Source organism: Salinispora tropica CNB-440 (genome assembly GCF_000016425.1).
Classification (GTDB): domain Bacteria; phylum Actinomycetota; class Actinomycetes; order Mycobacteriales; family Micromonosporaceae; genus Micromonospora; species Micromonospora tropica.
Genome location: NC_009380.1, coordinates 184,896 through 210,495 on the forward strand (window position 1 = coordinate 184,896; position 25,600 = coordinate 210,495).

A 25,600-nucleotide genomic window follows, 5' to 3' on the forward strand; every position below is an offset into this window, starting at 1 on the left:
TCTCTTGTCGCCCGTTCGACCCGACGCGTCGCTTGTTGATCGGCAGAGCCTGCCCCCGGGTCGGCTGTGGTGGTGATCTCGCCAATAGTTGCACGTATAGCGATGTGAGCATATTTTAGTGGTGGCACCGGTCGACGGGAAGGGAAGCTGGATGGGTGCGGGGCACGATCACGGTCAACAGGCAGCGCGGGCCGGTGAGAAGCACCGGGGTCGGCTCTGGGCGGCCTTCGGGCTGCTCCTCACCTTTATGGTGGTAGAGGCGGTCGCGGCGGTTATGACCGGCTCCTTGGCGCTGCTCTCCGATGCCGGCCACATGTTTACCGACGTCCTCGGTATGGGCATGGCCCTGGCCGCGATCACCGCTGCCAGCAAGGCGTCCCGCGCCGGCCAGCGAACGTTCGGGCTCTATCGGATGGAGGTGCTGGCGGCGCTGGCCAACGCCGTCCTGCTGTTCGGAGTGGCCAGCTATGTGGTTGTCGAGGCGGTACGACGGTTCGGTCAGCCGCCGGAGGTGCTGGCGAGGCCGATGGTGGTGGTGGCGGTGGCGGGCCTGTTGGCCAACGTCGTCGCCTTCTTCCTCCTGCGCGCGGGCTCGCGGGAGAGCCTGAACGTGCGGGGCGCCTACCTGGAGGTTCTGGGAGACCTGTTCACCTCCGTCGGTGTGATCATCGCGGCTGTCGTGATCACCTTGACCGACTGGTGGTACGCCGACCCGCTGATCGCGGTGGTGGTGGGGCTGTTCATCCTGCCCCGTGCCTACCAACTGGGCCGTGCCGCGCTGCGGGTATTGGTGCAGGCCGCGCCGGTGCACCTGGACATTTCTGTGGTACGGGCGGCGATGCTCGGTGTGGACGGGGTAGCCGACGTGCACGACCTGCACGTATGGACGCTAACCTCAGGGATGGAGGTTGCTTCGGCGCACCTGGCTCTCGAGCGCGATGCCGACTTCGCCGCAGTGCTGGCCACGTCCCAGCGGCTGCTGCGGGATCGTTTCGCTGTTGAGCACGCCACCCTGCAAGCCGAACCGGCGGAGCCGGCCAACGCAGACGACGTCTGCCACGGGAGCGGATGGTGACCTGCGTCGCGCCCGGGAACCAGCTGGCGCAACAGATCGACTACCCGATGTACCACCATCTATCTGGGAGCTGTTCGTGAACCGCCCATCCAGCCTGACTACCCGCCGGGCCGCCGTCGGGCGGGTAGTCGCTGACCCCCGGCCGACCCCCGGCCACCCGCACCCGTTGGCGGCACGGTGATGAGTCTCGCCGCTGTACGGCGTCGGCCGTTTCTGCTGCCGGCGGGGACGGTGTTGGTGGCAGCCGCCGTCGGCGCGGCGCTGCTGTGGTGGGGGGGCGGTGCTGTTGTGCAGACCCCGCCCGGGTTTCCTGATCCAGGACCGACCACGGCGTGGCTGCTGCCGGCCTCCCGGTTGGGAATGCAGGTCAGCGCGGTCGCCACGGTCGGTCTACTGCTGGCCGCGGTGGTGCTCTCTCCCCGCGACGAGGGCCGGCGGCTGTCCCCGGTCGGCTACCGGCGCATGCGCGCTGCGGCCGGCGCGGCCGGAGTATGGGCTGCGGCCTCCGCGGTCGCGGTCTGTTACACCATGGTCGATCTGTTCGGCCTCCCTGCCGCGCAGGTGCTGTCGTTGCGGGGGGTGCTCAACTTCGCCACCACCGTCTCGCTTGGGCAGGCCCTGGCGCTCAGTGGTGTGCTGGCCCTGGCGGCGGCGGTGGTCGCGGCGACCAGCCTGCGACCCGGTGGTGCGCTGACCGCTTTGCTGCTGGCGCTGGGCGCGCTGGTGCCGCCGGTCTTCACCGGCCACGCCGCCGCCAGCGGTGACCATCAGCTGGCGGTATCCGGCCTGCTCCTGCACGTGCTGCCGGTCACCATCTGGGCCGGTGGCCTGCTCGCCCTGGCCGTTACCAGCCGCGGCACGACCGCCGACCTCGCGCGGGCCGTGCGCAGGTTTTCCCCGCTCGCCGCTGGCTGCCTCGCCGCAGTGGGTTTGTCCGGGTTGCTGTCGGCCGCTGTTCGGCTCCCGAGCGTTGCCGACGTGCTGGGTACCCGCTACGGGCAGGTGATCCTGATCAAGGCTGCCGCGCTCGTCGCGATCGCCGTCGTGGGTTTGGCGCACCGTCGCCGGGCCCTGCCCGCCCTGGCGGCTGGTCGGCGAGGGCCGTTCCTGCGGGTTGCGGTCGTCGAAACGCTGCTCTTCGCCGCTGCGATCGGTACCTCGGTCGCCCTGTCCCGTACCCCGGCGCCAGTCGGTACGGAGACGGAGGACGTCGCCACCGCGCTGCTCGGCTTCCCGATGCCTCCGCCGATGACCATCGACACCCTCGCCACCGCGTGGCTGCCCGAGCCACTGATCATGGCGGCCGTGTTCGCCGCCGCCGGGTTCTACACGGCTGCGGTGTGGCGGCTCCGCCGTCGCGGCGATTCCTGGCCCGTCTCCCGTACCGCTCTGTGGCTGGTGGGCTGTGCCCTCATCATCGTGGCCACCTCCAGCGGTCTGGCCCGCTACGGGCCGTTGCTGTTCTCGATCCACATGATTCAGCACCTGCTGCTGATGATGCTCGCCCCGATTCTGCTCGCGCTCGGCGGACCCATCACCCTGGCGCTGCGCGCCCTCGCCCCGTCGACCGATCCGCGCTGGCCCGGCCCCCGCGAGTGGCTACAGGTGGCGCTGCACTCGCGGCTCTCGCGCACCCTCACCAATCCGGTGGTCGCGTTGGTGATCTACGTCGCCAGCCTCTACATGATGTACTTCACCGGCCTGTACGAGCTGGCACTGCGCTCGCACGCCGCGCACCTGGCCATGGTCGGACACTTCCTCGGCGCCGGCTATCTGTTCTTCTGGGTCGTCATCGGCGTTGATCACGCGCCCCGCCGCATCCCGTATCCGCTGAAGCTGATCCTGGTCCTGATCAGCATGGTGCTGCACGCTTTCCTCGGCGTCACGCTCATGCAGTCCACCACCCTGATCGCGGAGACCTGGTGGATCACGCTGGACCGCCCCTGGGGCCCCGCCCCCCTGGAGGACCAGCGCACCGCTGGCGGCATCGCCTGGTCCTTCGGTGAGTTGCCCACCGTCGTCGTGCTGATCGCGTTGATGCGCCAGTGGATGAAGGCCGACGAGCGGGAGGCCCGTCGCCGGGACCGGGCCGCCGACCGTGCCGAAGCCGAAGGGCGCGAGGACGCCGAGTTGGCCGCGTACAACCGGATGCTGGCTGGTCTGGCCGAACGCGATCGGCAGGTCCGTCGGTGAGGAGGCGGTTGGCCGGCCTGGCTGCGGGCGCCAGTGCGCCGGGTGGCGGTCCCGATGGGCCAGTCGGTCCGTGCGGCTCTGCCCGTTGCGCGCAGTTCAGGTGAATCACAGTGATCCCGGGTGGTGTGACCGGTACCTTTGCGTCCGGCGCCTCGCCTGCTCAGGCCGGTAGCCGCGGTATCGGACAGACCGACAGGAGATGCAGACATGACGAGGAACACCCGGCTGACCCTTGCCGCGGTCGTGGCGTTGATTCTGGTGATGGTCGGCGTGCTGGCGATGAACCGCCGCGACGCGATCCCCAGCGCGAAGACGACCGGTGGCGCGGTCGAACCCGCGGTGTTGGTCCGGGAGGACAGCCACCGACTGACCTCGGCTCCCGACGGGAGGGTCACCCTGGTGGAGTTCCTCGACTTTGAGTGCGGGCCATGTGCGGCGGCGTACCCGACGGTCAAGGAGATCCTCGCCGACTACGAGGGGCAGATCACCTTCGTGGTTCGGTACTTCCCCATCTCCAGCCACCCCAACGCCGAGCTCGCCGCCCGCGCCGCGGAGTCCGCGGCCAACCAGGACCGCTTCGCCGAGATGTACCAGCTGCTCTTCGAGAACCAGAACGCCTGGAGCCGCCAGGACGAGCCGCAGACCGAGGTCTTCCTCGGCTACGCCCGTACCCTCGGTCTGGACATCGACCGTTTCCAGCGTGACCTGGACGACCCCGCCACCGCCGCCCGGGTGGCGAAGGACCGGACCGACGGTGAGGCGGTCGGTGTGCAGGGCACCCCCACCTTCTTCCTCAACGGAGAGCCCCTGTCCGACCTGCGCAAGGACGATCTGACCACCATGATCGACGCTGCCCTGGCCGGATGACGACCACCGCCAACCGACCCGTCACCACCCCCGCAGAACGCCACTTCCTAGCCGCCGTCACCGCGTGGGTCCTCACCATCGGCGGTGCCGTCGGCCTGCTCGCCGCCGCCGCCCTCACCGTCGAGAAGATCAACCTGCTGGCTGACCCCGGCTACGTCCCCACGTGCAGTATCAATCCGATCCTGTCCTGCGGCTCGGTGATGAACACCCCGCAGGCCGCGGTGTTCGGGTTCCCCAACCCGCTTCTCGGCATCGCCGGGTTCGCCGTGGTCACCACGCTCGGTGTCACACTGCTCGCGACCGGCCACCTCCCCCGGTGGATGTGGCTCGGTCTACAGGGCGGCGTCACCTTCGGCGTCGTCTTCGTGCACTGGCTCATCTACCAGAGCCTCTACGTGATCGGCGCGCTCTGCCCGTACTGCATGGTGGTCTGGGCGGTAACCATCCCCATCTTCCTCTACACGACGCTGCAGACCCTGCGCGACAACACGACCGCACTGCCGCGCGCTCTCCGTCGCGTAACGGAACGGGTCGCCCGCTACCACAGCCTGGTCCTCGTTGTCTGGGCCGCGTTCGTCGTCGTCGTGATCCTGCACCGCTTCTGGGACTACTGGAGCACCCTGGGCTGAGGCCATCGCAACGGCTCCCGACCAGCCCTGCCGAAAGAGGCGGTCCACCCGGTGTCAACCGGTGGGAAGTGCGGCGGCCGGGCTACCTCGTTGATCAGCAACGAGGTAGCCCGGCCGTAGTTCGCAAGGCCCGCTTCCGGATTCGGCCGGAACGCGCCCGGGAAGGTCAGCTCGGTTTTGGCGCTCCCGGGCGGGCGTAGCGCTGCCAGGTGACGACGACGCAGAGCACAGCGAACGCCAGCCCGACGAGGTAGAAGGCGCTGGGAGACATGATCGTCAGGCCGATTCCGAAGAAGAACGGGCCGAACGCGGCGATCGCCGCGGTCCAACCGATGACGCCACCGGCTTGCCGGCGCTCGAAGATCATCGGCATCTGCTTGAAGGTGGAGGCGTTGCCGATTCCGCTGAACAGGAAGATCGCGAGCATCCCCCAGAGGAACCGGTCGAAGCCGGCATCCAGCGCCGCGGCCGAGCTGGTGTCGGGTCGGAGCGCGGTGAGGGTGAAGCCGATGGAGACGACGATGCCGATTCCGGAGATCAGAGTCCACCGGGCACCGCCGAACTTGTCGGTCAGCGGCGAGAAGACGACGCGCGCGGCGGCGCCGACCAGCGGACCGAGGAAGACGAACTTCACCGGATCGGGTACGGAGTAGCCGTCCACGAGTAGCTGTGCGGCGGCCCCGGTGCCCTGCACGATGTCGGGGTTACCGGCACCGTAGAGGTTCTTCATCAGCAGCCCGAACTGGGCGGACAGCCCGGCGAAGGTACCGAAGGTCATGATGTAGAGCAGCGTCATCCACCACGTGTCAACGTTGCGGAAGATGTCGAACTGCTGCCGAATGTTCGCCTTGACGGGGACCGAACGCAGCATCGTCCAGGCGAGCACCGCACCGACGATGATGAACGGAATGTAGATGTACGCGGCGTTCTGGTACCAAACGTCCTTGGGGGGTTCGCCGGGTGCGGTGGCCATCGGCCGCGAGCTGCCGAGGAAGCCGATCAGCGAGAAGCCGATGACCCACGGGGTCAGCAGCTGAACCAGCGAGACTCCGAAGTTGCCGATACCGGCCTGGACGCCCAGCGCGGTGCCCTGGAGCCGACGGGGGAAGAAGTAGGAGGTGCTCGGCATGAAGCCGGAGAATGCCCCACCCCCGATGCCGGAGAGGAATGACAGCGACAGCAGCACCCAGAACGGGGTGGTCGGGTCCTGAACAAAGATTCCCCAACCCACGACGGGAAGGAGGAGGAGCACGGTGGTCAGGGTGACCATCTTGCGGGTGCCCATGATCGGCGGCAGCACCATCCAGATCAGGCGCATGAGTCCGCCGGCCAGGCCGGGCATGGCGGTGAGCCAGTAGAGCTGGCTCGTGCTGAGGTCGAAGCCGAGGTTCGTCAGCTTCGGGGCGATCGCGGAGGCGAGAAACCACGATGTGAAGCACAGGGTCAGCGTGAAGGTGCTGATCCAGAGGGTGCGCCACGCCAGGCCCTTGTCCCAGGAGTCGGTGTCCTCCGGGTTCCAGGACTCCAGCCATTCGCCGTTGCCGGCTCGGCCGGCTCTCCGGGAGGAACTCGTGGTGTTCATACGTGGGCCTCCTTGGACGCACGGGTCGCCGCCGAGGCGGGAGCGGCCGGCTGGTCAGCGGGTTCTGGCTTTTCGAAGTGGGTGGCAAGCTGGGGCGATTCACCGTGCAGCATGCGCACGACGGTTAGGTGCATCCACACCGCGCAGATGACGGTGAGTACGAACAGGACCAGGAAGGTGCTCGACGGGAGCCCGGTCCAGGCCTTGGTGTAGGCGAACAGCGGAGGCAGGAAGAACCCGCCGAGGCCGCCGAGCATGCCGACCAGGCCGCCCACCGCCCCCACCTGGCGTGGGAAGTACTCCGGGATGTGCTTGTACACCGCGGCCTTGCCGATGCCCATGGCGCAGCCGAGCAGGACGACCAGCAGGGTGAAGGGCACGATGCCGAGCTGGTAGGCGAGGTGGGTGGTCTGCGTGCCGTCAGGGTGGTCGACGACGATGTGGCCCGGGGGCATCATCAGAATCCCCGTGCTGAGCAGCATGAGGCCAAACGTCCAGTACATGACCCGGCGGGCCCCCAGACGGTCGGAGAGTGATCCGCCGACCGGTCGCAGCAGCGAGGCCGGGAAGATGTACAGGGCGGTCAGGTAGGCCGCGGTCTGCAGGGACACGTCGTAGTTGTTCATGTAGTAGGTCGGCAGCCACGCGGCGAGCGCCACGTAGGCACCGAACACCGCCACGTAGTACAGGCTGAATCGCCACACTCGCAGCTGCTTGAGCGGCTCGAGCTGTGTGCGTAGCGGGGTGCCGTGGCTCGGTACGCGGTCCTGACGCGGAGTGATGAACCAGGTGGCCGCGGCGAGGGCGAGCAGCAACACCGCGTAGACGACGGGGACGAGGCGCCAGCCGCCCTCAACGACGCCGAGGTAGGTGGCGCCGGCGGTCCCGGCGATCAGCGGCGGGCCGATGAACTTGGTGACGGAGGCGCCGACGTTGCCGGCACCGAACAGGCCGAGCGCGAACCCCTGCTTCTCCCGCGGCTGCCAGGCGGAGTTCCAGGCGATACCCGCCGTGAAGGAGTTACCAGCGAAACCGACCAGGAACGCCAGCACCAGCAGCATCGCGTACGAATCGGCGCGGGAAACCAGGAATGAGGCGACCGCGGTCAGGAGGAGCATCGCGGTCATCACCCGGCGCCCACCGACCCGGTCCGCCACAATGCCGGCGGGGAGTCGCCAGAGCGAACCGTTGAGCACGGCGGCGGCGATGATCCAGGACAGCTGCACCTCGGAGAGCCCGAACTCCTCGCTGATCGGCTTGCCGAGGATGCCGAACATGAGCCACACCGCGAACATGACGGTGAAGCCGATGGTGGACAGGGTCAGGACCCGGGTGCGCCCACGATCGTTACGGCTGTTCTGCTCGGTCGCCGTTTCGTCGGGCGTCGAGTCGTCTGGAGCGGGTTTGACGTACACGGCAATTCCTTGATCAGCGGTAGGGGAGGTCGGCGGTGGCGTCACTGGCGCGACTGTCTGCCCAAGGCTGCTGTCGTTTATCTACAACGGGTAGGGACCTTCTCCCCCTCTGGCTGGCAGCAGGTCCCGTCGGGCGAACTCGGGATGGTGGAACTCCTGGCTGTGGGGCGTTTTCGGCGGGGGCGGCCGGGACCTTGGTCCCGGCGGCTTGGGACCGCAGCCTCCCGATCTGGCGGTTGACTTCGCGAATCCTGGTATGCGTGGCGCACTGCCGTGCGCCGCCGACAGCTCTAGCGTTGTCGCTCGCCGCCGGAGGAGTGCCCACGTGTCAGCGCACCGCCCGCCAGAAGTTCATGATCCTGCGACGGACCAGGTACCCGGTGCGGCGCCGTTGCTGGCTGCTCGGCGCTTCCTCCGCCGGGAGCTGGTCGGTGACCACGGCCGGACACTGCACCAGATAGCTGACGGTGACTGGGACCGGTTCTACCGCGACCAGTGGCGTTACGACCGGGTGGTGCGCTCCACCCACGGCGTCAACTGCACCGGCTCGTGCTCGTGGAACGTCTTTGTCAAAGACGGCCTGATCACCTGGGAACACCAGGCCACCGACTACCCCACGACCGGCCCGGACTCGCCGGACTACGAGCCGCGTGGCTGTCCCCGCGGTGCCTCCTTCTCCTGGTACGAGTACTCGCCCTCCCGGGTGCGCCACCCCTACGTACGGGGGGTGCTGGCCGAGATGTTCCGCGACGGGCTCGCGCGCCTGGGCGATCCGGTGTCCGCCTGGGCCGACATAGTGGAGAACCCACTCAAGGCGCGCGCCTACAAGACCCAGCGGGGACGTGGCGGCTTTGTGCGCGCCAGTTGGGACGAGGTGACCACGATGGTCGCCGCCGCGCACGTGTACACCACGAAGACGTACGGGCCGGACCGGGTGGTGGGCTTCTCGCCGATTCCGGCGATGTCGATGGCGTCCTTCGCCGCCGGCACCCGTTACCACGCCCTGCTCGGTGGCACCCTGCTGAGCTTCTACGACTGGTACGCCGACCTGCCGATCGCCTCGCCGCAGATCTGGGGTGACCAGACCGACGTGCCCGAGGCCGGCGACTGGTGGAACGCCACCTATCTGATGATGTGGGGCTCGAACATTCCGGTCACCCGTACTCCGGACGCCCACTTCCTGGCCGAGGCCCGCTACCGGGGCACGAAGGTCGTCGCGGTCAGCCCGGACTACGCCGACAACGTCAAGTTCGCCGACGACTGGCTTGCCCCGCACCCGGGTACCGACGGTGCGCTGGCGATGGCGATGGGCCACGTCGTGCTCACCGAGTTCTTCCGGGACCGCACGGTTGACTACTTCACCGACTACGTTCGCCGCTTCACCGACCTGCCGTTCCTGGTCACGCTGCGACCGACCGCAGGTGGCCGGTGGGCTACGGACCGTTTCCTCACCGCAGCAGACCTGGGCCAGGAGGACGGAGCGCACAAGACCGTCCTGGTTGACGAGCACACCGGCGAACTGGTCGTGCCGAACGGGTCGCTGGGCTTCCGGTACGGCGAGGCCGGCCAGGGGCGCTGGAACCTCGACCTGGGCGAGGTGTTCCCCGCTCTTGGGCTGCTCGACCGGAGCGACGAGGCGATCGAGGTCGAGCTGGCTCGCTTCGACGTCGGAGAGACCGAGGGTGGGTCCACCATCAGCCGCGGCGTGCCGGTCATGAGGGTCGGCGAGCAGCTGGTCACCTCGGTCTACGACCTGGTGCTGGCGCAGTACGGGGTGCGCCGCGGCGACCTGCCGGGGCAGTGGCCGACCGGCTATGACGACCCGGAATCCCCGAACACGCCGGCCTGGCAGGAGCGGATCACCGGGGTACCGGCCGCGGTGGCCACCCGGATCGGCCGGGAGTTCGCCCGCAACGCCGAGCGCAGCCAGGGGCGGTCGTTGATCGTCCTGGGCGCCGGCGCGAACCAGTGGTTCCACTCCGACATGACCTACCGGGCGCTCATCTCCCTGGTCACCCTGACCGGCTGCCAGGGTGTCAACGGCGGCGGCTGGGCGCACTACGTCGGGCAGGAGAAGGCCCGCCCGATCACCGGCCAGCAGCACATGTCCTTCGGGCTCGACTGGCAACGGCCGATGCGACACCAGGCGAGTACGCCGTTCTGGTACCTGCACACCGACCAGTGGCGGTACGAGCGGGTCCCGGTCGACGAGTTGTCCTCCCCGTTGGGCACCGGCCGGTTCGCCGGGATGGCCTTCGCCGACACCGTCGCCGCCGCGCAGCGGATGGGCTGGAGCCCCGGCCACCCGTCGTTCAACCGCAACCCGCTCGACCTCACCGACGAGGCGGCGGCGGCCGGGGTGACGGTGCAGGAGCACATCGTCGCCGAGCTGAAGGCCGGCCGGCTACGGTCGGTGGCGGAGGACCCGGACGATCCGGCGAACTTCCCGCGCTGCCTCACGCTGTGGCGGGCGAACCTGCTCGGCTCCTCCGGCAAGGGCAACGAGTACTTCCTGCGCCATCTGCTGGGGATCGACTCGACCGCCACCGCCTCGGAGTGCGACCCGGAGCACCGACCCCGGGACCTCGTGTGGCGAGATGAGGCGCCGACAGGGAAGCTTGACCTGCTCACGGCGATCGACTTCCGGATGACCAACACCGGTCTGCACGCCGACGTGGTGCTGCCCACCGCAACCTGGTACGAGAAGCACGACATCTCCACCACGGACATGCACCCGTTCGTGCACGCGTTCAGCCCGGCGGTGGAGCCGCCCGCCGACGCCCACTCCGATTACGACACCTTCCTGGCGCTCGCCGACCGGTTCAGTGAGCTGGCCGCCGGCCACCTGGGCGTGCGGCGGGACGTGCTGGCCGCGCCGCTGCAACACGACACACCAGACGAGTTGGCCATGCCCAGCGGGCGGGTGCGGGACTGGAAGGCTGGCGAGTGCGAGCCGATCCCCGGCGCCACCATGCCGAAGCTCATCGAGATCGAGCGGGACTACTCCCAGATCGGCGCGAAGATGCGTGCCGTTGGCCCGCTACTCGACCGGCTCGGCACCAGCACGAAGGCGCTCACCGTGGACGTGACCGTGGAGCTGGCGTACCTGCGGGAGCGGAACGGGGTCGTCCCTGACGGGCCGTTCGCCGGCCGGCCGTCGCTGGCCACCGCCGATCGGATGTGCGAGGCGATCCTGGCGCTGTCGGGCACCACGAACGGTCGGGTTGCCGCGGCCGGTTTCGCGGCACTGGAGAAGCGGACCGGTCAACCGTTCGCGGATCTGATCGCCGGCCACGAGAACGACCAGATCACGTACGCGGACACCCAGCGGGCGCCGCAGTCGGTCTTCACCAGCCCGGAGTGGTCCGGCTCGGAGAAGGGAGGCCGTCGCTACTCACCCTTCACCCTCAATGTGGAGCGGCTCAAGCCGTGGCACACCATCACCGGCCGGCAGCACTTCTTCGTGGAGCACGACTGGGTGGCGGAGTTGGGCGAGCAGTTGCCGGGCTTCCGACCCCCGCTGAACATGGCCCGGCACTTCGGCGCGCCCGGTGAGTTGGTCGATGGCGGCGTCACCGTACGTTTCCTGACCCCACACGCGAAGTGGACGATCCACTCGATGTACCACGACAACGAACTGATGTTGGCGTTGTCGCGAGGTGGGCCGGTGATCTGGATGAGCGTGCCCGACGCCGCGAAGGTCGGCGTACGGGACAACGACTGGGTGGAGGCGCACAACCGCAACGGAGTCATCGTGGCCCGAGCGGTGGTCAGTCACCGGATGCCGGAGGGCACGGTGTTCCAGTACCACTCGCCGGAGCGGACGATCAACGTGCCCAAGGCGGAGAAGAGCGGTCGCCGGGGCGGCTACCACAACTCGTTGACCCGGCTGCTGGTCAAGCCCACCCATCTGGCCGGCGGACACGCCCAACTCACCTACGCCTTCAACTACTACGGCCCGATCGGCAGCCAACGCGACGAGATCACGGTGATCCGCCGCCGCGACCAGGAGGTGGAGTACTGATGAGGATCCGAGCGCAGGTCGCCATGGTGATGAACCTGGACAAGTGCATCGGGTGTCACACCTGCTCCGTCACCTGTAAGCAGACCTGGACGAACCGGGACGGTACCGAGTACGTCTGGTTCAACAACGTCGAGACCAAGCCCGGTATCGGCTACCCCAAGCACTACGAGGATCAGGACCGTTGGCACGGGGGCTGGCAGCTGGACGAGAAGGGCCGGCTGAAGCTGCGCTCCGGCGGCCGGATGAAGCGGCTCAGCCGGCTGTTCGTCAACCCGGATCTGCCCTCGATCGACGACTACTACGAGCCGGCGACCTTCGACAAGGACATCCTGGCCAACGCCCCCGCCGGGCTCAAGGACACCCCGGTCCAGCAGCCCCGTTCCGCGCTGACCGGTGAGCCGATGGCCCTCACCTGGGGGGCCAACTGGGAGGACAGCCTCGGCGGTGCCCATGAGCACGGCACCGGTGACCCGAACATCGCCCGGATGCCCGCCGAGGCGGCGGCGCGGGTGAAGTTCGAGTTCGAGAAGACCTTCCTGTTCCACCTGCCGCGTATCTGCGAGCACTGCCTCAACCCGGCGTGTGTCTCGGCCTGCCCCTCCGGCGCGATGTACAAGCGGGAGGAGGACGGGATCGTCCTGGTGGACCAGGACCGCTGCCGGGGCTGGCGGATGTGTGTCTCCGCCTGCCCGTACAAGAAGGTGTACGTCAACCACACCACCGGGAAGGCGGAGAAGTGCACCCTGTGCTTCCCGCGGATCGAGGCGGGGCAGCCGACAATCTGCTCCGAAACCTGCGTGGGCCGGCTGCGCTACCTGGGCATCGTGTTCTACGACGAGGATGCGGTGCTCGCTGCCGCATCGGTGACCGACGAGCACGACCTGCTCGACGCGCAGCGTGCGGTCTTCCTGGACCCGACCGACCCGGCCGTACGGGACGCCGCCCGGGCCGCCGGTATGCCGCAGGAGTGGCTGGACGCCGCCGAACGGTCCCCGGTGTGGCGGCTGATCAGCGAGTACAAGGTGGCGCTGCCGCTGCACCCGGAGTATCGGACGCTGCCCATGGTCTGGTACGTCCCACCGCTGTCGCCGGTGCTGGACGCGGTGGGGGAGGCCGGCCGGGACGACACCGACGCCGACGACGTCTTCCACACCATCCGGGAGCTACGGATTCCGGTGGAGTACCTGGCCGAGCTCTTCACCGCTGGTGACGTCGAGGCGACCGCCGGGGTCCTGATGAAGCTGGCGGCCATGCGTTCCTACATGCGCGCTCGCACCCTCGACGGTACCGTCGCCGACGATCTGCTCGACGGGATCGGTATGACCGCGGATCAGGTCGAGGCCATGTACCGGCTGCTGGCCATCGCCAAGTACGACGAGCGCTATGTGATCCCGGCCGCGCACAGTAAGGATGCCGCCGCTCTGGAAGCGCAGGCGACCGCACATCCGGACTGCGCGCTGGACTGCGAGGGCGGGCCGGGAATGACCACGCAAGCCGGCGCGGAGAGTTTCCACCTGGTCGACGGCGAGCAGGTTCGTCCCGGCCGGCCGGGACTCTTCTCCCGTCGTGCTGACGGCCGGCGTGGCTTCACGATCAACCCGCTGCGAGGCCGCGCATGACCGCCGCGACCGACCGGGCCCGCATCTTCGAGTTGGTCTCGCTGCTGCTCACGTACCCCGATGACGAGTTGCTCGGTGCCGGAGCCGAGCTTCGCGGAGCCGCCGCACGAATCGGGGCGCAGGAGGCGCGGGAGCGGATCGACGGGTTCCTGGACTGGTTGCTGGACAACACCCCGATCGACGTACAGCAGCACTTCGTCCAGACCTTTGACCTACGCCGCCGCTCTGGCCTCTACCTCACCTACTACCTGCACGGAGACACCCGTAAGCGGGGCATGGCGCTGCTGGTGCTCAAGCAGCGATATCGGGCGCACGGACTACGTCTCGCGGATGGCGAACTGCCGGACCTGCTGCCGGTGGTGCTCGAGTACGCCGCCATGGTCGGCCCCGGAGAGGGGGAGGCGCCCCTGCGCCAGCATCGGCAGGGCATCGAGCTGCTCCGCGCTGCACTGACCGACTGCGGCACCCCCTACCGCTTGCTGCTGGACGTCATCTGCGCCGTGTTGCCCGCACTGACCGATGCCGACCGGGCTGCCATCGCGGCGCTCGCCGTTGACGGGCCGCCGGTGGAGACCGTTGGGCTGGAATCCCTCGGCGAGGGTCCGGACCTGCACGCTGCCGCGCTCGCCCCCTATTCCGCCTGCTCCCCCTCGGAGGCATCGCGATGACCAACCTCGTCTGGATCGTCCTGCCGTACCTGTGTCTCGCGGTCTTCGTCGCCGGCCACGTCTGGCGGTGGCGCCACGACCAGTTCGGCTGGACCACGCACACCAGCCAGGTGCTGGAGAACCGCATTCTGCGGCTCGGTTCGCCCCTGTTCCACCTCGGTGCTCTCGGCGTCGTTGCGGGGCACGCCATGGGTCTGGTGGTGCCCGCGTCGGTGACCGAGAAGCTCGGTCTGAGCGAACACGCCTACCACCTCATCGCGGTCTGGGGCGGCACGGTGACCGGCCTGATGCTGACGGTCGGCCTGGTATTGCTGATCATCCGTCGTATGGTCAACGGCCGGGTCCGTCGGGTCACCACCCGGATGGACAAGGTGCTCTACGCCGCGCTCGCCGGCATGGTGGCACTCGGCATGGTCGCCACGGTGGGGGTCAACCTGCTCGGTGGGGGCTACGACTACCGGGAGACGATCGCCGTCTGGTTCCGCGGGATCTTCTGGTTCCAGCCTGACCCCGCGCTGATGAGCGGGGCTCCCCTGGTCTACCAGCTGCACGCGATCGGTGGCTTCCTCTTCCTGGCGCTGTGGCCGTTCACCCGACTGGTGCACGTCTGGTCGGCCCCACTGGCGTACCTGTGGCGTCCGTACGTCGTCTACCGCGCTCGCCGCGGCCCAGCGCCGTCGCCAACGGCGTCGCCGAATCAGGTACGGGATGCTGCCCGGGAGCCGTCAGCCCGGCGGTGACCGTCGCGGGGCTGGCGTGGGTCGACCGGAAGCCCTACCGGCGCGACGCAGCCGAGGTGCGAGTTCTTTCGGGATATGCGTCCTCGGACCACGGTGACCACAGCGTGATGGTTAATGTGTCGATATCGGGCAGTAGCGGAGGGTGATATGCAGCAGCAGTATCTTCCGGATATCTACGTGAAGTTCCTGGAACGCTTTCCGGAGATCGCGGAGGCGCAGGGTGCGCTGGCGCGGACGGTGCGGGAGCGCAACTCGTTTGACGACCGGACCGACCGGTTGATCAAGCTGGCGGTGGCTGTTGGGGCCGAGGCGGAGGGAGCGGTGCGCTCCAATGTCCGCAAGGCGCTCCAGCACGGGGCGACCGTGGACGAGGTGCGAGCCGTTGCGCTCGCCGCCATCACCACCTGTGGCTTTCCTACCGCCATCGCGGCGCTGGGCTGGATCGATTCGGTCGTCTTGGCGCCGCCGGACGACGCGTGAGTCCGGCAGCCCACCACAGCGGGGGCGCCGCCGGTGGCGCGGGTTTACTTCACCCGGTGGGAGGGGAGGTGGCGCGCCACTGAGTGGGGGTGACTCCGTGGCGGGCGCGGAAGCGTTTGCTGAAGTAGCTGGTGTCGGGGTAGCCGACCCGGCGGCTGATCGCGCCTACGGCCAGGTCGGTCTCGGCCAGCAGCAGGCGTGCCTGCTGCATCCGGCGCTGGGCGATCCACTGGGTAACGGTTCGGCCGGTCTTTCGACGCACCACGGTGGTGAGGTAACCGGCGGTGAGCGCGAGGTCGGCAGCGATGTCAGCGAGGGAGATGGGCTGGTGGTAGCGCTCCTCGATGGCCTCGAAGACAGCCGCCAGTAGCGGTTCGTCAGCGCAGCGTAGATGGTCGGCGAGGCCGGTCGACAACCGGGCCACGGTAACGAGCAGCAGGGTCAGGTGGGCGAGGGCGGCCTCTTGGTGACCGTCTCGGCGGGCCCGGAGCTCAGCGTCGAGCGCGGCGAAGCGCTCCACCAGGTCGGCCCGGTCGACCGGTGGGACCGGTAGTCGCTGCGCCCGGTTGGCGCCCTGGGCGAACGGGAAGAGTAACGGGTGCGTCCGCCAGGAGGAGTAGGCGCCAGGCATCCCGGGTCGGACCACGTCGGCCGGGAACCACACGGTCCAGCCGTCGGTGGTGGCCTCCTCGAACGGGTCGCCGGCGGACATAACCTGCCCTGGTGCGATGACGAAGAGGTCACCGTCGCTTACCGTCCAGGTGCGCTCGTCGATGTGTACCGTCCCGTGGGCCAGGTGGGCGTAGGAGAGCACCAGGAAGTCGTGGGTGTGGGCGCCGATGCTGCCGACGTCGACGACCGGCTCTCCGCGGCAGTGACGGGCCACCGAGACCGGGGCGATGCCGGGCACGTAGCCGAAGCCGAAGATCGGCACGCCTCGCCCGGTGACGCCGATGTGGCGGGATGTGGGAGCCACATTCCGTCGCATCCTGTCCACAGTTCTGCCATTGTCCGCAGCTTCGCCCGCCATGAGGCTGAGGGTACGACCGAGTTTCCTTCGACTACCGGAGCGTGCCATGACCGGACACCACAACTTCCACTCCGAGAATCGGGGCTATCTGCCCGCCATGGGTAAGCAGTGGCTACTGCCCCTCTACGATCCTTTTGCCCGGTATATTGGCATCAGACGGGTTCATGAGAAGCTTCTGGATCGTGCGAATATCCGGCCGGGACAACGGATCCTGGAAATTGGCTGCGGCACCGGCGACCTTCTGCGGACGCTCAAGCAACGGCATTCCGATGTCGAGGTGCTGGGCATCGACCCGGACCTGAGCGCCCTACGCCGCGCCCGTCGCAAGGCGGCCCGGAGCAAGCTCCAGATCCAGTACGAGCGTGCGTTCGCCGACGATCTGCCGTTGTCGGACGACAGTGTTGATCGGGTGCTCTCCTCGTTCATGCTGCATCACCTCGCCGTCGCCGAGTGGGCGCCGGTGTTCCGTGAGGTCCGGCGGGTGCTGCGTCCCGGTGGTGAGCTGCACCTGGCCGACATTGACGGGTCCCATCCCGGACAGGATGGGGGTCATCCGCACCGCTTCGGCCAGACCGAGGAGAGCCTTCCCGAGCTGGTGTTGGCGGCGCTCGCTGACGCCGGTCTGAGCGGGGCACGGGAAAACGGCTACGGGCGGGCCCGGCTGGGTCGGTACGTCTTCTACCGAGCGGACGCCGAATGCGGCGGGCGGTCGGACTGACCTGGCTGTAACGAGCGCGGGGTGCCGGTGTGACGGGGGCCGCACTTCCTCGATTTGACGTGCGAACCCGAATCCGCGTAACTTTCTCTCTGCCAGCGCGGAACGGGGCAAACAGGGTGAAAGTCCTGAGGCCCGCTCCAAGCGGCACCGGCGCCAAGAAGGTCTCACCTTCTAGTCGCCGGTCGGGCGGTGCCCGCCGAGTCTGCCGAGGGGCCGATTTGGTGCGGCGAAACCGACCGGGTAAGGTAACTCCGGCAGGAACCGGGCGAGTCAGCGGGAAACCGCGGGCGGTCGGTCTGCCAAATCCGAGGATCACACACGCGGGTAACCTCGTGTGCACATCTGAGGGTGCTGAACCGTGCGAAGCACGCCAGACCGGGACAAACGGTTTGACACGGCGGAGACGGTGAGGTAAAGTAGTAAGAGTGCCTGGCGCGAGAGTGGCAGGTGGAGCGGTTGCCTCCGGTGGGGCCCTGTTGTGGGGTTCTGGCTGGTGTGTGGTTGTTCTTTGAGAACTCAACAGGGTGTTTGGAAAGCCAGTGCCGTTTTTGGTCTGGGTTGGCCTGCTGTGTGTTGGTGGGTTGGTTTGGACTTGAATTTGGCAGCAAATTTTTGTTTGTTGCTGGGATGTTCTTCAAGTTTTTGTTGGAGAGTTTGATCCTGGCTCAGGACGAACGCTGGCGGCGTGCTTAACACATGCAAGTCGAGCGGAAAGGCCCTTCGGGGTACTCGAGCGGCGAACGGGTGAGTAACACGTGAGTAACCTGCCCCAGGCTTTGGGATAACCCCGGGAAACCGGGGCTAATACCGGATATGACTGGCTGCCGCATGGTGGTTGGTGGAAAGATTTTTTGGCTTGGGATGGGCTCGCGGCCTATCAGCTTGTTGGTGGGGTGATGGCCTACCAAGGCGGCGACGGGTAGCCGGCCTGAGAGGGCGACCGGCCACACTGGGACTGAGACACGGCCCAGACTCCTACGGGAGGCAGCAGTGGGGAATCTTGCACAATGGGCGGAAGCCTGATGCAGCGACGCCGCGTGAGGGATGACGGCCTTCGGGTTGTAAACCTCTTTCAGCAGGGACGAAGCGTTTGTGACGGTACCTGCAGAAGAAGCGCCGGCCAACTACGTGCCAGCAGCCGCGGTAAGACGTAGGGCGCAAGCGTTGTCCGGATTTATTGGGCGTAAAGAGCTCGTAGGCGGCTTGTCGCGTCGACTGTGAAAACCCGTGGCTCAACTGCGGGCTTGCAGTCGATACGGGCAGGCTAGAGTTCGGTAGGGGAGACTGGAATTCCTGGTGTAGCGGTGAAATGCGCAGATATCAGGAGGAACACCGGTGGCGAAGGCGGGTCTCTGGGCCGATACTGACGCTGAGGAGCGAAAGCGTGGGGAGCGAACAGGATTAGATACCCTGGTAGTCCACGCTGTAAACGTTGGGCGCTAGGTGTGGGGAGCCTCTCCGGTTCTCTGTGCCGCAGCTAACGCATTAAGCGCCCCGCCTGGGGAGTACGGCCGCAAGGCTAAAACTCAAAGGAATTGACGGGGGCCCGCACAAGCGGCGGAGCATGCGGATTAATTCGATGCAACGCGAAGAACCTTACCTGGGTTTGACATCGCCGGAAATCCTTCAGAGATGGGGGGTCCTTCGGGGCCGGTGACAGGTGGTGCATGGCTGTCGTCAGCTCGTGTCGTGAGATGTTGGGTTAAGTCCCGCAACGAGCGCAACCCTTGTTCGATGTTGCCAGCGCGTTATGGCGGGGACTCATCGAAGACTGCCGGGGTCAACTCGGAGGAAGGTGGGGATGACGTCAAGTCATCATGCCCCTTATGTCCAGGGCTTCACGCATGCTACAATGGCCGGTACAATGGGCTGCGATACCGTGAGGTGGAGCGAATCCCAAAAAGCCGGTCTCAGTTCGGATCGGGGTCTGCAACTCGACCCCGTGAAGTCGGAGTCGCTAGTAATCGCAGATCAGCAACGCTGCGGTGAATACGTTCCCGGGCCTTGTACACACCGCCCGTCACGTCACGAAAGTCGGCAACACCCGAAGCCGGTGGCCTAACCCTTGTGGGGGGAGCCGTCGAAGGTGGGGCTGGCGATTGGGACGAAGTCGTAACAAGGTAGCCGTACCGGAAGGTGCGGCTGGATCACCTCCTTTCTAAGGAGCGCCATCCGTCGAAGGGCGGTATGGAGCCTCGGTTGCCTGTGTTGGGTGATGGGGTGCTCATTGGTCGGAGACACTGGCTAGTTGGCGTTGGCAGCGGTTTGATGCTCTTGTACACGCTCCCTGTGGGGGGTGGGGGAAGGGGTTGATGATGCGGCTGGTGCTGGCGGTGGACACCCTGTTGGGTCCTGAAGGAATGACCGTGTGGTTGTTTCTTGGGCCGTGTTGCCTGTGATGTCACCGGTTGGTGGTGTTGTGGGTTGGCGGTTTGCCTGGCGTGGCTTGTCTCGTATACCGGATGCTGTTGTGCCTCTCGTGTGGGGGTGTGGTGGTGTTGCTGGTGCGGGGTGGTGGTTGCGGGTTGGTTGTTTGTTGAGAATTACACAGTGGACGCGAGCATCTTTGTGGTCAAGTTGTCAAGGGCGAACGGTGAATGCCTTGGCACCAGGAGCCGATGAAGGACGTGGGAGGCCGCGATAGGCCTGGGGGAGCTGTCAACCGAGCTGTGATCCCAGGGTGTCCGAATGGGGGAACCCGGCATCAGTCATGTGGTGTCACCTGCACCTGAACTCATAGGGTGTGTGGAGGGAACGCGGGGAAGTGAAACATCTCAGTACCCGTAGGAAGAGAAAACAATATGTGATTCCGTGAGTAGTGGCGAGCGAAAGCGGATTGGGGCTAAACCGGCGGCGTGTGATACCTGTCAGGGGTTGCGTGGTCGGGGTTGTGGGATCCTGCGACACGGGCTGACACTCGTGTGGGGAGTGATAAAGCTGGTGGTTAGTTGAACAGTCTGGAATGGCTGACCGTAGACGGTGAAAGTCCGGTAGGTGAAAACTGCTAGTCTCCTGTGGGTGTTCCCGAGTAGCGGCGGACTCCTGTAATCTGCCGTGAATCTGCCAGGACCATCTGGTAAGCCTAAATACTTCCTGGTGACCGATAGCGGATAGTACCGTGAGGGAATGGTGAAAAGTACCCCGGGAGGGGAGTGAAATAGTACCTGAAACCGTTCGCCTACAATCCGTCGGAGCCTTTAGGGGTGACGGCGTGCCTTTTGAAGAATGAGCCTGCGAGTTAGTGGCATGTGGCGAGGTTAACCCGGGTGGGGGAGCCGTAGCGAAAGCGAGTCTGAATAGGGCGTCAGAGTCGCGTGTCCTAGACCCGAAGCGGAGTGATCTAGCCATGGGCAGGCTGAAGCGTGGGTAAGACTGCGTGGAGGGCCGAACCCACCAACGTTGAAAAGTTGGGGGATGACCTGTGGTTAGGGGTGAAAGGCCAATCAAACTCCGTGATAGCTGGTTCTCCCCGAAATGCATTTAGGTGCAGCGTCGTGTGTTTCTTGCCGGAGGTAGAGCACTGGATGGTCTAGGGGGCCTACAAGCTTACTGAAATCAGCCAAACTCCGAATGCCGGTAAGTGAGAGCGCGGCAGTGAGACTGCGGGGGATAAGCTTCGTAGTCGAGAGGGAAACAGCCCAGATCACCAGCTAAGGCCCCTAAGCGTGTGCTAAGTGGAAAAGGATGTGGGGTCGCATAGACAACCAGGAGGTTGGCTTAGAAGCAGCCATCCTTGAAAGAGTGCGTAATAGCTCACTGGTCAAGTGGTTCCGCGCCGACAATGTAGCGGGGCTCAAGCACACCGCCGAAGCTGTGGCATTCACGCGTGTACTTCGCATGGCCTTTTGGGGTTGTGTGTAGGTGTGTGGATGGGTAGGGGAGCGTCGTGCCGGGGGTGAAGCAGCCGAGTGATCGAGTTGTGGACGCGGTGCGAGTGAGAATGCAGGCATGAGTAGCGAAAGAAGGGTGAGAAACCCTTCCGCCGGATGACCAAGGGTTCCAGGGCCAGGTTAATCCGCCCTGGGTGAGTCGGGGCCTAAGGCGAGGCCGAGAGGCGTAGTCGATGGATAACGGGTTGATATTCCCGTACCCGCGAAGGAGCGTCCCTGATGAACCTCGTTGTGCTAACCATCCGATCTTGGTGTGGTCTTCGGACTGTGCTGGGGGAGCGTGGGAACCTGGCGGGTAGTAGTCAAGCGATGGGGTGACGCAGGAAGGTAGCTGAGCCCGGCCGGTGGTTGTGCCGGGGTAAGCGTGTAGGCTGTGTCGTAGGTAAATCCGCGGCGCGTGTGGCTGAGACGTGATGCCGAGCCGATTCAGGTGAAGTCAGTGATCCTATGCTGTCGAGAAAAGCCTCTAGCGAGTTCCGAGCGGCCCGTACCCTAAACCGACACAGGTGGTCAGGTAGAGAATACCAAGGCGATCGGGTGAACTGTGGTTAAGGAACTCGGCAAATTGCCCCCGTAACTTTGGGAGAAGGGGGGCCGGAGACGTGAAGGCACGTGCTGCTGGAGCGTTGTATGGCCGCAGAGAGCAGGGGGAAGCGACTGTTTACTAAAAACACAGGTCCATGCGAAGAAGTAATTCGATGTATATGGACTGACGCCTGCCCGGTGCTGGAACGTTAAGGGGACCTGTTAGTCTTTCGGGGCGAAGCGGAGAACTTAAGCGCCAGTAAACGGCGGTGGTAACTATAACCATCCTAAGGTAGCGAAATTCCTTGTCGGGTAAGTTCCGACCTGCACGAATGGCGTAACGACTTCCCCACTGTCTCAACCACAGGCCCGGCGAAATTGCATTACGAGTAAAGATGCTCGTTACGCGCGGCAGGACGGAAAGACCCCGGGACCTTTACTATAGCTTGACATTGGTATCTGAATTAGCTTGTGTAGGATAGGTGGGAGCCTGTGAAGTGTGCACGCCAGTGCATGTGGAGGCAATCTTGAAATACCACTCTGGTTGGTTTGGGTATCTAACTTCGGACCGTTATCCGGTTCAGGGACAGTGTCTGGTGGGTAGTTTAACTGGGGCGGTTGCCTCCTAAAGGGTAACGGAGGCGCCCAAAGGTTCCCTCAGCCTGGTTGGCAATCAGGTGTTGAGTGTAAGTGCACAAGGGAGCTTGACTGTGAGACTGACGGGTCGAGCAGGGACGAAAGTCGGGACTAGTGATCCGGCACTGGCATGTGGAAGCGGTGTCGCTCAACGGATAAAAGGTACCCCGGGGATAACAGGCTGATCTTCCCCAAGAGTCCATATCGACGGGATGGTTTGGCACCTCGATGTCGGCTCGTCGCATCCTGGGGCTGTAGCAGGTCCCAAGGGTTGGGCTGTTCGCCCATTAAAGCGGTACGCGAGCTGGGTTTAGAACGTCGTGAGACAGTTCGGTCCCTATCCGCCGTGCGCGTAGGATACTTGAGAAGGGCTGTCCCTAGTACGAGAGGACCGGGACGGACGAACCTCTGGTGTGCCAGTTGTCCCGCCAGGGGCACGGCTGGTTAGCTACGTTCGGAAGGGATAACCGCTGAAAGCATCTAAGCGGGAAGCCTGCTTCAAGATGAGGTATCCCACCCACTTTGTGGGGTAAGGCCCCCAGCTAGACGACTGGGTTGATAGGCCGGAAATGTAAGCTCGGTAACGGGTTCAGTTGACCGGTACTAATAGGCCGAGGACTTGACTACGAAGCTGCTACGCGTCCACTGTGTAACTCTTGGCAAGCAAACATGTCCCGTGGTGTTGGGTGTGTTTGATATGTCGATAAGTGTTACGGCGGTCATGGCGGAGGGGAAACGCCCGGTTACATTCCGAACCCGGAAGCTAAGCCCTCCAGCGCCGATGGTACTGCACTCGGGAGGGTGTGGGAGAGTAGGACACCGCCGGGCAAAACGTTCAAGTTGAGGGCCGACCCTACCCGGGTCGGCCCTCAACGCATTATCAGCCCACTACTCATCCCGCCGCCTAAAGCGAACAACGGTTCCTACCCTGGCGGCCGTGGGATGCCGACGAGTGTGTAGGCGAGCTTCTTCTGAGCCACCCCGGCACCGAATTCACGGTCCTCCACCGGAAGCTGCACAGGAGCGGGCGGGCGACGCAGGTTGACCGGGGCGGCTGCTGTCAACGCTGGTCCATGAGCTCCGACGGTCGGCCTTGCCGAGTACACGCAGTGAGACAGACCGGGACGCCGGGGCATCCGACTTCGGTTTTACCGGAGACTGATGGGGAATCGCCGTACCGCGACAGGCTGGAACCGAGCGAGATTACCTGACCCGGACACGGGCGTGGAGTCCGAACGGCGAGTCTGAAGGAGCCCCATGCGAGCGATCATGCTGTATGGCGCCTGGGACGTACAGGTGGAAGACGTGCCCGATCCGGTGCTCGAGGAGCCGACCGACGCGATCGTGCGGGTTCTCCAGGCCAGCATCGGTGGGACCGACCTCTATCTCTACCACACCATGCCCAGGACCGGGCCGGGGACGCCGATGGGGCGCGAGTTTCTCGGCGTCGTTGAGGAACTTGGTTCCGAGGTACGCGGCATGAAGAAGGGTGACCTGGTGGTGGCCCCGTTCACCTATCAGGACAACACGTGCGACTTCTGCCGTGAAGGCCTGCAGACGTCCTGTCGCCACGGCGGGTTCTTCAACACCGCTCAGGCGGAACTCATCCGCGTTCCCCAGGCCACCGGCACGCTCATCACGCTGCCGGTAGGCGAGGATTCAGCCCTGCTGCCCTCACTACTGACCCTCGCCGACGCCTACAGCACCGGCTACTACGCGGCCAAGCAAGCGAACGTCAACCCGGATACGACGGTCACCGTGATTGGTGACGGGGCGGTGGGACTTCTGGCGGTGCTGTCGGCCTCGCGACTCGGCGCGAAACGGATCATCCTTAAGGTTCGCCACGAGACCCGCACCGAACTTGGCAACGAGTTCGGTGCCACCGCGGTCGTCGCCGAACACGGTGCGGACGGGGTCGCCAGGGTTCGTGAGCTGACCGACGGCGACGGCACCCATGTCGTGCTCGAGGCGGTCGGCTACCGGGAGTCCTTTGATCAGGCGCTCGGCATGGTCCGCCCCGGGGGAGTGATCAGCCGAGTCGGAGTGCAGTACGACGAGGCGGAGATCGGCTGGGGTGTGTTCGGCCGCAACATCACTCTCACCGGTGGTCCGGCCCCGGTGCAGGCCATCGTCGACGAGCTACTGCCCGGCATACTCGACGGCGCCGTCGAGCCCGGCAAGGTGTTCGACCACACCGTCGGCCTTGACGAGGTGCCCGACGGATACCAGGCGATGTCCCGACGCGAGGTTCTCAAGGTTCTCATCCGTCCCTGACGACCACCGGGATTCACCGGTGGATTCCCACGGCAGGGCCGCGAACGTTACCGCTACGGCCTGGTAGCGCGGCACCTGGCCGGCGGCGAAGCCGTTCAGCGCGGCGACCCAATCCACAAACGCAACGCCGGCTACCGCCGCAGGTACCGCTCTATGTTTGGTTTGAGGAGCTCTCATGCGTGCCACCGTTCTGCACGGCCCCGGTGACATCCGGCTCGAGCAACGGCCGGATCCGACGATTACCGCACCCACCGACGCGGTAGTCCGTATCGCCGCTTCCTGCGTCTGCGGATCGGACCTATGGCCCTACCGCGGCATTGAGTCGATCAGCCAGCCGATCCCGATGGGCCACGAGTATGTCGGAGTCGTTGATGCCGTCGGTAGTGACGTGCGGAAGATCAAGCCGGGCCAGTTCGTCGTCGGCTCGTTCTTTGCGTCCGACAACACCTGTGAGATCTGCCGGGCTGGCTACCAGTCGAGCTGTCTCCAGCGGGAGTACATGGGCAATCTCGGCGCCCAGGCCGAACTGCTGCGTGTCCCGCTCGCCGACGGCACTCTCGTCGCAACCCCCGAGGTCCCAGACGAAGACCTCATTCCGAGTCTCCTCATGGCCTCCGATGTGCTCGGCACCGGTTGGTTTGGTGCCGCTTCCGCCGACATCCGGCCGGGCAAGAGCGTCGTCGTGGTCGGTGACGGTGCCGTCGGCCTGTTCGCGGTCCTCGCCGCACGGAGGTTCGGAGCGGAGCGGATCATCGTCATGAGCCGGCACGCCGACCGGCAGAAGCTAGCACTTGCCCACGGCGCCACCGAGGTCGTCACCGAACGCGGTGACGACGGCGTCGCCCGGATCAGGGATCTGACCGACGGACTCGGTGTGCACAGTGCCGTCGAGGCCGTCGGCACCCAGGAGTCGATGCTGCAGGCCATCCGCTCAACCCGCCCCAGCGGACACGTCGGCTTCGTCGGTGCCCCCCACGGGGTGACCCTGTCTGGGCACGAACTGTTTTACTCCCACGTGCACCTGCATGGCGGCCCGGCCCCGGTTCGCCGGTTCCTGCCCGAACTCATCGACCTCATCTTCAGTCGGAGTATCGACCCAAGCAAGATTGTTGACCTCACCCTGCCCCTCGACCAGGTCGCCGAGGCCTATTCGGCGATGCACGAACGACGCGCCGTGAAGGCCGTACTGCTGCCATAGGGCGGGGTGAGAACCGCGCCGACGCTTGGATCTCAGT

General features: G+C 65.8%; 15 protein-coding genes and 3 rRNA genes. 15 read left to right on the top strand and 3 right to left on the bottom strand.

Features of this window, described 5'->3' with window-relative positions:
• Positions 1 to 151 precede the first annotated feature (151 nt).
• The 4 genes from STROP_RS00860 (at position 152) to STROP_RS00875 (ending at position 4,764) form a co-directional block, all read left to right on the top strand.
• The gene (locus tag STROP_RS00860) at positions 152 to 1,075 is read left to right on the top strand and encodes a cation diffusion facilitator family transporter (protein ID WP_011904092.1); all 924 of its coding nucleotides are present in this window, start codon (positions 152 to 154) and stop codon (positions 1,073 to 1,075) included.
• A 180-nt stretch (positions 1,076 to 1,255) separates the two neighbouring features.
• Positions 1,256 to 3,268, top strand: coding sequence for a bifunctional copper resistance protein CopD/cytochrome c oxidase assembly protein (locus STROP_RS00865; protein ID WP_026274678.1), 2,013 nt, complete (start codon positions 1,256 to 1,258; stop codon positions 3,266 to 3,268).
• 207 nt (positions 3,269 to 3,475) lie between these two features.
• Entirely contained in the window at positions 3,476 to 4,135 is a 660-nt protein-coding gene (locus STROP_RS00870) for a DsbA family protein (protein WP_011904094.1), read from the top strand.
• Complete coding sequence (locus STROP_RS00875) at positions 4,132 to 4,764, top strand: vitamin K epoxide reductase family protein (protein ID WP_011904095.1); 633 nt, start codon at positions 4,132 to 4,134, stop codon at positions 4,762 to 4,764. The genes STROP_RS00870 and STROP_RS00875 overlap by 4 nt, the downstream gene beginning before the upstream one ends.
• A 166-nt stretch (positions 4,765 to 4,930) precedes the next feature.
• On the opposite strand, the gene STROP_RS00880 is transcribed toward STROP_RS00875, so the two are convergent.
• Together STROP_RS00880 and STROP_RS00885 are read right to left on the bottom strand one after the other, a co-directional pair.
• Positions 4,931 to 6,346, bottom strand: a complete 1,416-nt coding sequence (locus tag STROP_RS00880; protein WP_011904096.1) for an MFS transporter — start codon at positions 6,344 to 6,346, stop codon at positions 4,931 to 4,933.
• A complete protein-coding gene (locus STROP_RS00885; protein ID WP_011904097.1) occupies positions 6,343 to 7,761 on the bottom strand; it encodes an MFS transporter in 1,419 nt (472 codons plus the stop codon). The genes STROP_RS00880 and STROP_RS00885 overlap by 4 nt, the downstream gene beginning before the upstream one ends.
• 325 nt (positions 7,762 to 8,086) lie before the next feature.
• On the opposite strand from STROP_RS00885, the gene STROP_RS00890 reads away from it, so the two are divergent.
• The 5 genes from STROP_RS00890 to STROP_RS00910 all read left to right on the top strand — a co-directional run bounded on the left by STROP_RS00890 (position 8,087) and on the right by STROP_RS00910 (position 15,292).
• The gene (locus STROP_RS00890) at positions 8,087 to 11,785 is read left to right on the top strand and encodes a nitrate reductase subunit alpha (RefSeq protein ID WP_011904098.1); all 3,699 of its coding nucleotides are present in this window, start codon (positions 8,087 to 8,089) and stop codon (positions 11,783 to 11,785) included.
• Positions 11,785 to 13,404, top strand: a complete 1,620-nt coding sequence (narH, locus tag STROP_RS00895) for a nitrate reductase subunit beta (protein WP_011904099.1) — start codon at positions 11,785 to 11,787, stop codon at positions 13,402 to 13,404. Before STROP_RS00890 ends, narH begins: the two co-directional genes overlap by 1 nt.
• A complete protein-coding gene (gene narJ / locus STROP_RS00900) occupies positions 13,401 to 14,072 on the top strand; it encodes a nitrate reductase molybdenum cofactor assembly chaperone (protein ID WP_011904100.1) in 672 nt (223 codons plus the stop codon). The genes narH and narJ overlap by 4 nt, the downstream gene beginning before the upstream one ends.
• A complete protein-coding gene (gene narI, locus STROP_RS00905) occupies positions 14,069 to 14,812 on the top strand; it encodes a respiratory nitrate reductase subunit gamma (RefSeq protein WP_011904101.1) in 744 nt (247 codons plus the stop codon). Before narJ ends, narI begins: the two co-directional genes overlap by 4 nt.
• 147 nt (positions 14,813 to 14,959) lie before the next feature.
• Positions 14,960 to 15,292: a carboxymuconolactone decarboxylase family protein gene (locus tag STROP_RS00910; protein ID WP_011904102.1), complete on the top strand. Its 333-nt coding sequence runs from the start codon at positions 14,960 to 14,962 to the stop codon at positions 15,290 to 15,292.
• Positions 15,293 to 15,341: 49 nt separating this feature from the next.
• Here the strand turns inward: STROP_RS00910 and STROP_RS00915 are convergent, their stop codons facing one another.
• Entirely contained in the window at positions 15,342 to 16,226 is an 885-nt protein-coding gene (locus STROP_RS00915) for an AraC family transcriptional regulator (protein WP_026274676.1), read from the bottom strand.
• A gap of 142 nt (positions 16,227 to 16,368) precedes the next feature.
• Here STROP_RS00915 and STROP_RS00920 point away from each other — a divergent pair, with 142 nt between their 5' ends.
• The 6 genes from STROP_RS00920 to STROP_RS00945 all read left to right on the top strand — a co-directional run bounded on the left by STROP_RS00920 (position 16,369) and on the right by STROP_RS00945 (position 25,563).
• The gene (locus tag STROP_RS00920; RefSeq protein WP_011904104.1) at positions 16,369 to 17,040 is read left to right on the top strand and encodes a class I SAM-dependent methyltransferase; all 672 of its coding nucleotides are present in this window, start codon (positions 16,369 to 16,371) and stop codon (positions 17,038 to 17,040) included.
• A gap of 642 nt (positions 17,041 to 17,682) precedes the next feature.
• Positions 17,683 to 19,198, top strand: a 16S ribosomal RNA gene (locus tag STROP_RS00925).
• Between the two features lie 412 nt (positions 19,199 to 19,610).
• Positions 19,611 to 22,718, top strand: a 23S ribosomal RNA gene (locus STROP_RS00930).
• A gap of 84 nt (positions 22,719 to 22,802) precedes the next feature.
• Positions 22,803 to 22,919: ribosomal RNA gene (gene rrf / locus STROP_RS00935) — 5S ribosomal RNA — on the top strand.
• The 16S, 23S and 5S rRNA genes sit together here, the layout of an rRNA operon.
• Positions 22,920 to 23,348: 429 nt before the next feature.
• Positions 23,349 to 24,365 (top strand): zinc-binding dehydrogenase, encoded by a 1,017-nt coding sequence (locus tag STROP_RS00940; protein ID WP_011904105.1) that lies wholly within the window; start codon positions 23,349 to 23,351, stop codon positions 24,363 to 24,365.
• 175 nt (positions 24,366 to 24,540) lie between these two features.
• Positions 24,541 to 25,563 carry a zinc-dependent alcohol dehydrogenase family protein gene (locus STROP_RS00945; RefSeq protein ID WP_011904106.1) on the top strand — a complete coding sequence of 341 codons (1,023 nt, stop codon included), beginning with the start codon at positions 24,541 to 24,543 and terminating at the stop codon, positions 25,561 to 25,563.
• Positions 25,564 to 25,600 lie beyond the last annotated feature (37 nt).

Coding starts and splice junctions, on each gene's coding strand:
- STROP_RS00920 (WP_011904104.1), top strand. CDS start 16,369: ATGACCGGACACCACAACTTCCACTCCGAGAATCGGGGCTATCTGCCC.
- STROP_RS00910 (WP_011904102.1), top strand. CDS start 14,960: ATGCAGCAGCAGTATCTTCCGGATATCTACGTGAAGTTCCTGGAACGC.
- STROP_RS00940 (WP_011904105.1), top strand. CDS start 23,349: ATGCGAGCGATCATGCTGTATGGCGCCTGGGACGTACAGGTGGAAGAC.
- STROP_RS00865 (WP_026274678.1), top strand. CDS start 1,256: ATGAGTCTCGCCGCTGTACGGCGTCGGCCGTTTCTGCTGCCGGCGGGG.
- STROP_RS00945 (WP_011904106.1), top strand. CDS start 24,541: ATGCGTGCCACCGTTCTGCACGGCCCCGGTGACATCCGGCTCGAGCAA.
- narI (WP_011904101.1), top strand. CDS start 14,069: ATGACCAACCTCGTCTGGATCGTCCTGCCGTACCTGTGTCTCGCGGTC.
- STROP_RS00875 (WP_011904095.1), top strand. CDS start 4,132: ATGACGACCACCGCCAACCGACCCGTCACCACCCCCGCAGAACGCCAC.
- narJ (WP_011904100.1), top strand. CDS start 13,401: ATGACCGCCGCGACCGACCGGGCCCGCATCTTCGAGTTGGTCTCGCTG.
- STROP_RS00870 (WP_011904094.1), top strand. CDS start 3,476: ATGACGAGGAACACCCGGCTGACCCTTGCCGCGGTCGTGGCGTTGATT.
- narH (WP_011904099.1), top strand. CDS start 11,785: ATGAGGATCCGAGCGCAGGTCGCCATGGTGATGAACCTGGACAAGTGC.
- STROP_RS00860 (WP_011904092.1), top strand. CDS start 152: ATGGGTGCGGGGCACGATCACGGTCAACAGGCAGCGCGGGCCGGTGAG.
- STROP_RS00880 (WP_011904096.1), bottom strand. CDS start 6,346: ATGAACACCACGAGTTCCTCCCGGAGAGCCGGCCGAGCCGGCAACGGC.